This is a genomic window from Qipengyuania sp. B-5, assembly GCF_056857815.1.
The window spans coordinates 81,285-92,219 of record NZ_JBSXNU010000050.1 but is presented as its reverse complement, the minus strand read 5'-3'; the positions used below and the strand labels follow the sequence as shown (position 1 = coordinate 92,219).

The following is a 10,935-nucleotide window of genomic DNA, read 5'->3' as shown; positions in this document are numbered from 1 at the left end:
GAAACAGGTACAAGATCGTTCATCTCTCGACTCCTCGGTTGAAGGAGCCGGAATGGTCGGCCTTGTTCGATCTACTCGCTACGTTCTTGCTCTGGCGTCACCCGCGCCGCCAGCACCCCTCCCGCGAAGCGGGTTCGTGCTCCGGCCCCAAAATGGCTGATGCACTTAGGCTGAGTCGACGGCAGGTATCGGGAAGCAGGAGGCTGTTTCACATGGCAGCTTTGGCGTCGCTAGCAGACATTCGAATAATGAACTTCCGTACACCACATACGCCAAGCTGCTATTTACCGTCGGCAGGACCGCTCAGGACGTTCGCGTCGGAACGTGGGTGCGTTTCTCCATATCGGGCACGGGCTTGCGACCCCGGGCCTCGTTCCTGCCGCCTTCAGCAATGATGTGATCGAGCACGGAGGGATAGAGCGGCTGCTCGAACTCGATGCCGACGTTGCGTTTATCTATCCATTTTACCTGCGCAGCGAGGGGCCCGATCGAGCCGATCCGGATGGTGATGGCGTTGCCCTTCTGGACGCGTCCGACCAGATCGGAAAACTGGCAACCATATTCGGAGAGATCCTTGATCGCGACATTGAAGCCCATGCCGGTGCCCTTGCGATAGCGCCCGGGCACGGCGATCGAGTACCTTTTTTCTCTGCGTAGATCCATTCGCCCACTCCGGCAGTATTTGCCCAATGTGATTGCGAAACCCGAATTGTGTTTATTCTGCTGGTAAACGGATAGGGCGGAATCGTTTACGAATGGCTAAAGCAAGGGTGCGATCACTCCGCCGCTTCACGCCCGTCTTCCGCCGGACTCTCGATCTGAGCGACGTCTTCGGCATTGTAGCGCGGTGTCGACTCGACTTTCGGCACTTCTTCGATTTCCCGCTTGCCGATCTCGATCCCCTTCTCGTGCAGGCGCCGCCCGGCTGACAGGACATTGCGCTCGAAGCTGCCAACGAACTTGTTGTAATTGTTGACCGCGGTTTCCAGCCCGCCTCCGACACGTTTCATGTGTTCGGCGGCGACGGCGAGACGATCGTAAAGCTCCGCCCCGGCCTTGCCGATTTCCACCGCCTCGCGGGCGATCGTATCCTGCCGCCAGACCTGCGCCACCGTGCGCGCAATTGCGACGAGATTTGTCGGAGTTGCGAGCAACACCTTGTTACGGAAGGCGAAATCCCACAGCTCGGGATCGTGTTCGAGCGCCGCGGCTACAAAATGCTCGCCCGGCACGAACATCACAACATAGTCGGGTGCATCGTCGAACTGGCTCTGATAGCCCTTGCTGCCGAGCGTCTGGACGTGGTTGCGCATCGACTTCGCATGCAGATCGAGATGCCGCACGCGCTCCTCGTCGCCCTCTGCCTCGAAAGCCGCCTGATAGGCGTTGAGCGAGACCTTGGCGTCGATCACCAGCTTCTTCTGCCCCGGGACGTTGACGATAGCATCGGGACGCAACCGGCCTTCATCGGTCGAAACGGAATGCTCGAGGATGTAATCGGTATGTTCGCTCAGCCCGCACTGCTCGAGCACGTTCTGCAGCGCGCGTTCGCCCCAGCGCCCGCGCGCCTTGGGGGCATTGGTCAGCGAATTGCCCAGCCGCTGCGCCTCGCGCCGGACCTCTTCCTGCCCGCGCTGCATATCGGTGATCTGCTGGTAGAGCCGCCCGAAGGCATCGGTGCGTTTCTCCTCCAGCGCGGCGACCTGCTTCTCGTAGGCTTCGAGACGTTTGCCGACCGGGTCGAGCAGGGCCTTCAGCTTTTCTTCGGACATTTTTTCCGAATGGCCGAAACGCTCGGTTGCGCTGGCGAGAAATTTTTCCTGCGCCGCGCCGAGCACCTTGGCGCCCGTGTTTTCGAATTCCTTGAGCAGGTTGGCGCGCGATTCTTCAAGCAGGCGCTTCTGTTCCTCGAATCCGGCGCGCTCGGCCTTGAGCGCGGAGAGTTCCTCGCGAGCCTTGTCCAGCGTTTCCGCCAGCGTATCGGCGCGCGCCGCGCGTTCGGACATGGTCGCCAGTTCGGGAACCATGCGGGCGAGCTTATCGGAAAGGTCTTTCGCCTCTGCATCGCGCTCGACATGGCGCGCCTGCCAATCGGCAGCCGGAGCCGAGCCAAAGCGGTGGCCGAGGAAATAGCCCAGGCCGAGGCCAAGGATCAGCGCGATAATGGCGAGAAGTGAGGGGTCCATCCCGCCACACTAGAAGGAACGGAGAAGGAACACCAGAGGCTGGCTCGCAACTTCCCACAAACGTCATCCCAGCGAAAGCCGGGAACTTCCTCGACGAGGCGATTGGGCCGATAGCGATCCCAGCTTTCGCTGGGATGACGGGCTTACCTACGCCGCTTCGCGAAGCTTCCGTAGCTTCTTCAGCGCCATGTTGCGCTTCAGCCGCGAAAGATGGTCGATGAAGAGAATGCCTTCGAGGTGGTCCATCTCGTGCTGGAGGCAGGTGGCCATCAGCCCGTCCAGATCTTCCTCGTGCGTTTCGCCCTCAAGGTCCTGATAGCGCACGCGGCAGGTCGCCGGACGGTCCACATCGGCGAAGATGTCGGGAACCGAGAGGCAGCCTTCCTGATAGGTCGCCAGTTCTTCCGCCGGATCCAGAATCTCGGGGTTCACGAAGACCCGCGGTTCCTTCTTGGTCGGATAATGGACGTGTTCGTGACCGCCGTGGTTGCAGACTTCGCCCTCGGCTTCATCGTCCTCGGGCTGCAAATCGATCACCAGCACGCGCTTGGGCACGCCGACCTGGATTGCAGCGAGACCGATACCGGGCGCATCATACATGGTTTCGAACATGTCGGAGACGAGTTCGCGCAGTTCGTCGTCGAACTCCGTTACAGGTTCGGACACGACCTTGAGCCGGGGATCCGGCACTTCGAGGATTTCACGGATAGCCATGAAGGGTCAAATAGTCGCGAAATCGGCGATTTTCAATCAAATTGGGACGGTCAGAGTGATCGACTAGCCGAGCGGCCTGCGAGCCCTTAAGGCCTGCGCAAGGGTCCCCTCATCCAGGTAATCCAGTTCCCCGCCCACCGGCAGACCGTGGGCCAGCTGGGTAATTCTCACGGGAAAGCCCTCCAGCCGCTCGGCAAGGTAATGCGCTGTGGTCTGCCCTTCGAGCGTGGCATTCATCGCTAGCACAACCTCGTCCACCCCGCCTTTTTCCATGCGCGACAGCAGGCTGGCAATGTTGAGATCCTCGGGCCGGATGCCATCCAGCGCGGAGAGCTTGCCGCCAAGCACATGATACCTGCCGGTGAAGAGCTTCGCCCGGTCGAGTGCCCAGAGATCCGCCACATCCTCCACCACGCACAGCCCCTTGCCGTCACGACGCGGATCGGCGCAGATGCCGCAGGGGTTGGTGGTATCGACATTGCCGCAGGTGTCGCATTCGACAAGAGTCTCGCCCACCGTGGCGAGCGCCTCGAGCAGTGCAGGCAGAGCGCTTTCGCGGCGCTTGACCAGCCACAGCACGGCACGCCGCGCACTGCGCGGGCCGAGGCCGGGAAGGCGGGCCAACGCCGAAGCGAGCGTTTCGATTTCTTGTGAGGCCATCGCGCTTTGTTAGAAATCCGTTCGGGCTGAGCTTGTCGAAGCCCTGCACTTTCTTATAGCGCTGCACAAGAAGTGAAGTACGGCCGTTGACCTTTGGCCAGCTTCGCTTCCGACAAGCTCAGGGCGAACGGAGGTATTGGTTGCGCGTTGTTTTCATGGGATCGCCGGAATTTGCCGTGCCGACGCTGCAGGCTCTGGTCGATGCGGCGCATGAGGTGGTGTGCGTCTACACCCAGCCGCCCCGCCCGGGCGGAAGGCGAGGCAAGGAACTGACGAAAACTCCCGTGCACCAACTGGCCGAGCGGCTTGGTATCGAGGTCCGCCATCCCACCTCGCTCAAATCGGCCGAGGAGCAGGAGAGATTCGCCGCGCTCGATCCCGATGTGGCAGTGGTGGCAGCCTATGGATTGATCCTCCCCCAGTCGATTCTCGACGCACCGAAGCGTGGCTGCCTCAACGTCCATGCCTCTTTGCTGCCCGCATGGCGCGGCGCAGCGCCGATTCACCGCTCCATCATGGCGGGCGACGAGGTCACAGGGGTGACGATCATGCAGATGGAGGCCGGACTCGACACCGGCCCGATGCTTGCCACGGTGCGCACGCCGGTGGAGGACAAGACCACGGGGGAACTGACCGAGGAGCTGGCAGAACTGGGCGCGCAGCTTATGGTCGGCACGCTGATCGATCTCGATGCGCTGCATCCGGTGGAACAGGACGACGAAGCAGCGACCTATGCGAAGAAGATCGACAAGGCCGAGGCGCGGATCGACTGGTCGCGGCCTGCTGCGGAAGTTGTTCGCCATATCCACGGTCTCTCTCCTTTCCCCGGCGCATGGTTCGAGCTGGGCGGAGTCCGTGTGAAAATACTGCGCGCCGAATTGGCGGAAGCTTCTGGCGAGGCGGGAACAGTGCTCGATGGCGATCTGGCCATCGCATGCGGTGAAGGAGCCATCCGCCCCGCCCGCCTCCAGCGCGCAGGCAAGCCTGCGATGGACCTGGCGGAATTCCTGCGCGGCAATGCAATCGAAAAAGGCGCTCACCTCACGTGACCCGCTTCGCGCTCACTCTGGAATTCGACGGTACGCCCTTCTTCGGTTTGCAGCGGCAGGACAATGGTCCGAGCGTGCAGCAATCGCTCGAGGAGGCAGCCTTTCGCGTCACGGGCGAGGATGTCCGCCTCCATTGTGCGGGCCGTACCGATACAGGGGTCCACGCGCTCGCCATGCGCAGCCACATGGATATCGAGAAGGACATCGCACCCTTTCGACTGATGGAAGCGCTCAATGCACAGGTCCGGCCGGACCCGATCGCGGTAACACATTGCGAGATCGTGCCCGACGACTGGCACGCACGGTTTTCCTGCACCGGGCGCAGCTATGTCTACCGCATCGCCAACCGCCGTGCGCCGCTGACGCTGGAGCGCAACCGGCTGTGGCAGGTCCCGCAGGAACTCGACCACGAAGCGATGGACCGCGCCGCCAGGGCGCTAGTGGGCCTCCACGACTTCACCACCTTCCGCTCTGTCCAGTGCCAGTCGCAGAGTCCCGTCAAGACATTGGACCGGCTCGATGTCGAACGGGAGGGCGAGGAAGTGCGCATCCACGCCGCCGCGCGCAGTTTCCTCCATCATCAGGTACGTTCGATGGTCGGCTGCCTCGCGCTGGTCGGCATGGGCCGCTGGCGCGAGGAGCAGTTGGCCGAGGCACTGGAGGCGAAGGATCGGCAGGCGCTCGGCCTCAACGCGCCGCCCCACGGACTCTATTTCGTCGAGGCGACATATCCGGAAGATGCATGACGTAACGGCACCCTAGCCAAGCCTGTTTTCGAGGCGTAGCGAAGCCCAGAACAGGTTTCGTAAAGCAACGAAAGGGAATTCCGATGACCACCGGCAAGCAGCTTTTCACCACGCTGACAAGCGACGGGGCGCTCACCCTCGCGATAGAGGAGGTCACCTTCCCCGACCCGACCGGCAACCAGATATTGGTCAAGATGGAAGCCGCCCCCATCAACCCTTCCGATCTCGCGATTCTCACTGGCGCGGCAGATTTCGAGAATGCCGAATATTCGCCGGGCAAGGTCGTTGCCAAGATGCCCGAACCGTTCAATTCGGGCCAGAAATCGCGCCACGGTCAGAAGCTTCCCGCGGGCAACGAAGGCGCGGGCACGGTGGTAGCCACGGGTGACAGCGACATGGCCAAGGCGCTCATGGGCAAACGCGTTGCCTGTGTCCCTGGAAATGCTTTCAGCCAGTATGCTATCGCCGATGCAGCCATGTGCCTGCCGCTGGGCGAGCATAGCGCCGAAGCGGGGGCGTCCAGCTTCGTCAATCCGATGACCGCGCTCGGCTTCGTCGAGAACGCCAAGGCAGATGGCCAGAAGGCGATCCTCCACACCGTCGGTGCGTCGAACCTAGGACAGATGCTCAACCGCATTTGCCTCGAGGATGGGATCGACCTCGTCAACATAGTGCGCAAGGACGACCAGGCCGAACTGCTGAAATCGCAGGGCGCGAAGCATGTCGTCAATTCCTCGGATGACGATTTCATGGACCAGCTTCGCAGTGCCATTGCGGAAACGGGTGCATTTTACGGCTTCGATCCTATCGGCGGCGGACAGATGGTCGATAGTTGCTTCAAGGCGATGGAGCAGGTCGCCGTCTCGCAGATGAGCGAATATTCACGCTATGGCTCCAACCAGCAGAAGCGCATGTTCATCTATGGCCGTCTTGATTTCGGACCGACCATATTGACGCCTGCCTATGGCTTCGGCTGGACCTTGTCGGGCTGGCTGCTGACGCCGTTCCTGCAGAATGCAGGTATGGAAACAGTCATGCGGATGAGGAAGCGCGTGCTCGACAATCTGACCACCACCTTTGCCAGCAACTACAAGACCAGGGTCGACCTGGAAGGTATGCTGACCAAGGACGCGATCCTCGACTACCGCCGGATGAAAACCGGCGAGAAATATCTCGTTACGCCGAACGGCTGAGCTAGCGGCGGTCGAACTTGCGCTGGATGGCGGCGGGATCGGTGACCCCGTTCGCCAACAGCAGTTGCAACAGGATGCGCGCCTTCTGCGGATTGAGCGCCCGCGCGGCGACGAAGCCGTTCTCCGCGTCTTCGGGCTCGAGATCGACCAAGCCTTCGTCGGCGCGGCTGGCACGCACCACGGGGAGACCCCGCTTGGCCTGAGCCTTCAACGCCTGGCGAATTTCCTCGGACATGTTGCCCTCACCCACGCCTGCCACGACGATACCGCGCGTCGCCTGCCCCACCTGCCGTTCGACGCTGGCAGCGCCAAGACCGGCGTAGGCATATATGATGGCGACCTCCGGCAAACTGTCCGACCATTCGAATGAAGCGTCGCTACCTTGTCGCCATGGCGCACCGAACCATTCGAGACTCGACGGTGTTACGAGAGCTATGGATTCGCGCGGGAAGCCGCGGAATGCCTCTGTCCCGCGTGTCCTGACCTTGCGAACATCGCGCGCCGCGAACACGCGGTCGCCCATGACCACCAGCACTCCGCGTCCGGATGCGCCCGGATCGCTTGCGACGCGCACGGCATTGACAAAATTCCGCAAGCCATCGTAGCCGACGGCGTCGGCGGGCCGCATCGCACCCACAACGACTACGGGTTTGTCGGCGGGCAGCGTCAGGTCGAGAAGAAAAGCGGTTTCTTCCAGCGTATCGGTGCCGTGGGTCACAATTACACCGGCGCATGATTCTTCGGCCAGCGCTTCCATTATCGCGGGGTGGAGCGCATTCCAGACCTCCGGCCCCATGTCCGCCGAATCGATATTGGCGATTTGCCTGCCGGACAACTCGGCTTCGAGCCCGAGCCCGCCGACCTTTTCGAGGTAATCCTCGATGCCGATTTCACCCGCACGGTAATCCTTGGCGATGGCAGATCCGGCGATTCCCGCGATGGTGCCGCCTGTGGCGAGGACTGTAAGCCTGGTCGTCATGACGAAGCGCGATAGCGGCAATTGATTTTCCCGTCACGCACGCTATGTGGCGCTCTCCCGACACCGGTTGGGGCGCTTAGCTCAGTTGGTAGAGCATCTCGTTTACACCGAGAGGGTCGGCGGTTCGAGCCCGTCAGCGCCCACCATTCAAAACCCGCATACCACTGGCCCGCAGCGGCCCACGATTCGTTCCAGAAAGTGGTCGGCGCGGCCCTCAATTGCGGCGAGTTTCGGGGGTCATAGTGCAAGTAGTGCTTTGCAGTGGTCCCCCTGTCGGCATGGTCTGCCTGACCCTCCGCCTGCACGCGGGGAACTAAGCCGGGGAATTTCTAGCATCTCGTCCTCTTTCATGCCGGTTCGGGCAAGCGCTCGACCTTGATCGCGTCGGCTTTTTCTTCGGCCTGGGCCAGATCGTAACCCGCCTGCATCCGCACCAGCGTCGCTGCCGATACCCCGAACGCCTTTTCGAACCTGATTGCCATTTCAGGGGAGAGCGCAGCCTTGCCGTTTACGAGATTGCTTAGAGGCGGGCGCGTCACGCCAAGATGCGTCGCGGCCTGGGCCACGTTCAACCGGTAATGCTCGAGCACGTTGCGCCGCAGCCAAGGGCCGGGATGCTGATAGATAGACCGATGAAGCTTAACGGCCATGATAGTCCTCCAAATCGAGGTCGGCGATTGCGCCTCCCCCTGCCAGTGTGAAAGTCATGCGCCAGTTGCGTGTGACCGTCATGGCATAGGTGCCAGAGCGATCCCCAGTCAGCGCGTGAAAACCGAAATTCGGCGGGGTTTGCAGGTCGTCTATAGATGCAGCCGCGACGATGAACGAAAGCATGTCCATCAGCCGGTCCGCTTCCATCACACGGCGGTCACCCTTCGTGGCCAACCGCTTCAAACCTTTGTGCCGGATGCTCTCGATTTCCACATAAGTGTAATGTCATACGTTACACATTTGGTCAAGAGAAATCGTAATGCTACGCGTTACACTACGGCTCCCTTCTTCTCGACCATGTGCGCGTCAATCCCTCGCCAACAAGCATGTCGCCAATTGATCGACCGCTGACGGTCACGACTGCCAGCGTGCGGACGTAGCGGTCCTTGCCATGCCTCTGGATGCGGTAGGGCGATTGCCGCTCGGGTATATCTTCGGGCTTCACCATGCCCTTTGGGCAAACGTGGTCGAAGCAATCCGACCGCATTCACTCGAAGCGCAAGGCTTCGTCGATCGCGGTGCGGACTTCCTCGCTCGACCAGTCGTAATCGCCCCGCACCCGCCAGACTTCCTGCCCCAGCGCGTTGTAAAGCACGGTCGTGGGAAGCGCGGTATCGCCCAGTGCGAAGCTCAGCTCTGCGTCCGGGTCCATCCATGAACCGAGATACTCGAACTGGTTCTGTGCGAAGAATTCCGCGACCTTGTCCTCACCGCCCATGTCCTGACTGGCGGTGATAACGCGCATTCTGCCTTCGTAGTCGCCCGCCAGATCGTCGAGCAGCGGCATTTCCTTCACGCAGGGGGCGCACCAGGTCGCCCACAGGTTGAGCAAGACCGGAGTTCCCTGCACTGCCCCCAGGTTGAGTATCCGCCCGTCCAGATCGCGTAAATTCGAGGCGGGCATGAGCTCGCCCGCCATGCTGCGATCGATTTCGCCGCTTGTCGGTGCCGAAGCACCGTTTTCTTGCGCCTCTTCCGGCGCGCTCCTATCGCAGGCCGCAACGAAAAGACCGAGGACACAGGCAAACGTGAGCGACAAGCGGGACAATTCGGGCTCCAACAGTATGTGGGGCGGAAGGTTCGCCGAAGGACCTAGCGCGATCATGCGTGAAATCAACGCCTCGATCCCATTCGACAAGGCGCTGTGGCGCGAGGATATCGCCGGGAGCCGGGCGCATGTCGCGATGCTGGCGAAGCAGGGTATCGTGAGCGAGCCGGATGCGAAGGCAATCGATGAAGGCCTCCAGCAAGTGGCTGCGGAATACGAGCGCGACGGGGTCCCCGTGGATTGGGATCTCGAAGACATCCACATGACCGTTGAATCCCGCCTTACCGAGATTATCGGCCCGATTGCCGGACGCCTCCATACCGCGCGCAGCCGCAACGACCAGGTAGCAACCGATTTCCGCATGTGGGTGCGCAGCGCAATGCAGCGCGCCATCGCCGGTATCGACGCTGTCCTTTCTGCTCTGATCGAACGGGCCGACGAACACGCCGCCAGCATCATGCCCGGTTTCACACACCTCCAAACGGCGCAACCCGTGACGCTCGGGCATCACCTGCTTGCCTATTTCGAGATGCTGGTGCGCGACCGTTCGCGCTTCGCCGACGCGCTGGATCGGATGGACGAATGCCCGCTGGGTTCGGCTGCACTGGCAGGAACCGGCTTCGATCTCGACCGGGAAATGACCGCACAGGCGCTGGGTTTCGCTCGACCCACTCGAAACAGTCTCGACGCGGTTTCGGATCGGGACTTCGCGCTCGATTACCTGATGGCGGCAAGCCAGTGCTCGCTCCACCTCAGCCGTCTCGCGGAGGAATTCATTATCTGGGCGAGCCAGCCCTTCGGCTTCGTCAAATTGCCCGATACCCTCTCCACCGGCAGCAGTATCATGCCGCAAAAGCGCAACCCCGATGCAGCCGAACTGGTGCGTGGCCATGCCGGGCGGATAATCGGCTGCGCTACCAGCCTGATGGTCACGATGAAGGGGCTTCCGCTCGCCTATTCGAAGGATATGCAGGACGACAAGCCGCCGGTCTTCGAGGCTGCAAGCCTGCTCGATCTCAGCCTCGCCGCGATGGCAGGCATGGTGGCCGATAGCGGGTTCGACACGGCAAGGATGCGCAAGGCCGCAGAGGCTGGCCACGCGACTGCAACCGATTTGGCCGACTGGCTCGTCCGGCAGGCCGACATCCCGTTCCGCGAGGCGCATCACATTACCGGCGCTGCCGTGAAACTGGCGGATGAAAAGGGCGTTGCGCTCGACGGGCTATCTCTCGAAGATCTTAAGAGGATCGATGATCGCATCGACGAACGCGTCTTCGATGCGCTCTCCGTCGATGCTTCCGTAGCGGCCCGGTCTTCCTATGGTGGGACCGCACCGGTCCGTGTTAGGGAGCAGGTCGAAGCCGCCCACAAGCGGTTGAAGGAGTTCTGATCGACATGCGCAAAATCGCTGCCCTTGGTCTTGCCATCGCACTCGTCGCCTGCGGCCAGAAAGCCGAACTGACGCCGGTCGCGGGCGAGACACTCCCGCCCAAACCCTATGGTGCAGAGGTGCAGCCCGATGCGGCGGAATTGCTGGCACTGGACCCGCAGGCTGCGCCGGACCGGTCGGTAGAACTGCGCACCCGTTCCGAAGAGCGGGAAGACGATCCTTTCGACCTCCCGCCCGAGTGAATTTCCGGTCGCAAAGC

At 61.8% G+C, this 10,935-nt stretch carries 14 protein-coding genes and 1 tRNA gene; 6 read left to right on the top strand and 9 right to left on the bottom strand.

What is annotated here, in order from left to right; all coding sequences use genetic code 11:
* Nucleotides 1–303: 303 nt before the first annotated feature.
* From AC13CE_RS10425 to recR, 4 genes are all read right to left on the bottom strand, one after another.
* Nucleotides 304–663 carry a PilZ domain-containing protein gene (locus tag AC13CE_RS10425; protein WP_482972326.1) on the bottom strand — a complete coding sequence of 120 codons (360 nt, stop codon included), beginning with the start codon at nt 661–663 and terminating at the stop codon, nt 304–306.
* A gap of 113 nt (nt 664–776) precedes the next feature.
* The gene (locus tag AC13CE_RS10420; protein ID WP_482972325.1) at nt 777–2,186 is read right to left on the bottom strand and encodes a DNA recombination protein RmuC; all 1,410 of its coding nucleotides are present in this window, start codon (nt 2,184–2,186) and stop codon (nt 777–779) included.
* A gap of 147 nt (nt 2,187–2,333) precedes the next feature.
* The gene (locus AC13CE_RS10415; RefSeq protein ID WP_482972324.1) at nt 2,334–2,900 is read right to left on the bottom strand and encodes a peptide deformylase; all 567 of its coding nucleotides are present in this window, start codon (nt 2,898–2,900) and stop codon (nt 2,334–2,336) included.
* Nucleotides 2,901–2,963: 63 nt separating this feature from the next.
* Entirely contained in the window at nt 2,964–3,560 is a 597-nt protein-coding gene (gene recR, locus AC13CE_RS10410; protein WP_482972323.1) for a recombination mediator RecR, read from the bottom strand.
* Between the two features lie 140 nt (nt 3,561–3,700).
* Between recR and fmt the strand changes: the two genes are divergently transcribed.
* The 3 genes from fmt to AC13CE_RS10395 all read left to right on the top strand — a co-directional run bounded on the left by fmt (nt 3,701) and on the right by AC13CE_RS10395 (nt 6,548).
* The gene (gene fmt / locus AC13CE_RS10405; protein WP_482972322.1) at nt 3,701–4,609 is read left to right on the top strand and encodes a methionyl-tRNA formyltransferase; all 909 of its coding nucleotides are present in this window, start codon (nt 3,701–3,703) and stop codon (nt 4,607–4,609) included.
* Nucleotides 4,606–5,355 (top strand): tRNA pseudouridine(38-40) synthase TruA, encoded by a 750-nt coding sequence (gene truA, locus AC13CE_RS10400; protein WP_482972321.1) that lies wholly within the window; start codon nt 4,606–4,608, stop codon nt 5,353–5,355. The genes fmt and truA overlap by 4 nt, the downstream gene beginning before the upstream one ends.
* 83 nt (nt 5,356–5,438) lie before the next feature.
* The gene (locus tag AC13CE_RS10395) at nt 5,439–6,548 is read left to right on the top strand and encodes a zinc-binding dehydrogenase (protein WP_482972320.1); all 1,110 of its coding nucleotides are present in this window, start codon (nt 5,439–5,441) and stop codon (nt 6,546–6,548) included.
* 1 nt (nt 6,549) lies between these two features.
* Here AC13CE_RS10395 and AC13CE_RS10390 read toward each other — a convergent pair whose 3' ends face one another.
* Nucleotides 6,550–7,527, bottom strand: coding sequence for an asparaginase (locus AC13CE_RS10390; RefSeq protein ID WP_482972319.1), 978 nt, complete (start codon nt 7,525–7,527; stop codon nt 6,550–6,552).
* A 70-nt stretch (nt 7,528–7,597) separates the two neighbouring features.
* Here AC13CE_RS10390 and AC13CE_RS10385 point away from each other — a divergent pair.
* Nucleotides 7,598–7,673 (top strand) — tRNA-Val (locus AC13CE_RS10385).
* A gap of 201 nt (nt 7,674–7,874) precedes the next feature.
* On the opposite strand, the gene AC13CE_RS10380 is transcribed toward AC13CE_RS10385, so the two are convergent.
* From AC13CE_RS10380 to AC13CE_RS10365, 4 genes are all read right to left on the bottom strand, one after another.
* Entirely contained in the window at nt 7,875–8,177 is a 303-nt protein-coding gene (locus AC13CE_RS10380; RefSeq protein ID WP_482972318.1) for a HigA family addiction module antitoxin, read from the bottom strand.
* Nucleotides 8,167–8,451, bottom strand: a complete 285-nt coding sequence (locus AC13CE_RS10375; protein ID WP_482972317.1) for a type II toxin-antitoxin system RelE/ParE family toxin — start codon at nt 8,449–8,451, stop codon at nt 8,167–8,169. Before AC13CE_RS10375 ends, AC13CE_RS10380 begins: the two co-directional genes overlap by 11 nt.
* Nucleotides 8,452–8,512: 61 nt before the next feature.
* A complete protein-coding gene (locus tag AC13CE_RS10370; protein ID WP_482972316.1) occupies nt 8,513–8,686 on the bottom strand; it encodes a thermonuclease family protein in 174 nt (57 codons plus the stop codon).
* A gap of 39 nt (nt 8,687–8,725) precedes the next feature.
* Nucleotides 8,726–9,286: a TlpA family protein disulfide reductase gene (locus AC13CE_RS10365; protein ID WP_482972315.1), complete on the bottom strand. Its 561-nt coding sequence runs from the start codon at nt 9,284–9,286 to the stop codon at nt 8,726–8,728.
* 16 nt (nt 9,287–9,302) lie between these two features.
* On the opposite strand from AC13CE_RS10365, the gene argH reads away from it, so the two are divergent.
* Both argH and AC13CE_RS10355 read left to right on the top strand, forming a co-directional pair.
* On the top strand, nt 9,303–10,676 hold the full coding sequence (gene argH / locus AC13CE_RS10360; RefSeq protein WP_482972327.1) for an argininosuccinate lyase: 1,374 nt from the start codon (nt 9,303–9,305) through the stop codon (nt 10,674–10,676).
* Between the two features lie 5 nt (nt 10,677–10,681).
* Nucleotides 10,682–10,918: a hypothetical protein gene (locus AC13CE_RS10355; RefSeq protein ID WP_482972314.1), complete on the top strand. Its 237-nt coding sequence runs from the start codon at nt 10,682–10,684 to the stop codon at nt 10,916–10,918.
* Nucleotides 10,919–10,935 lie beyond the last annotated feature (17 nt).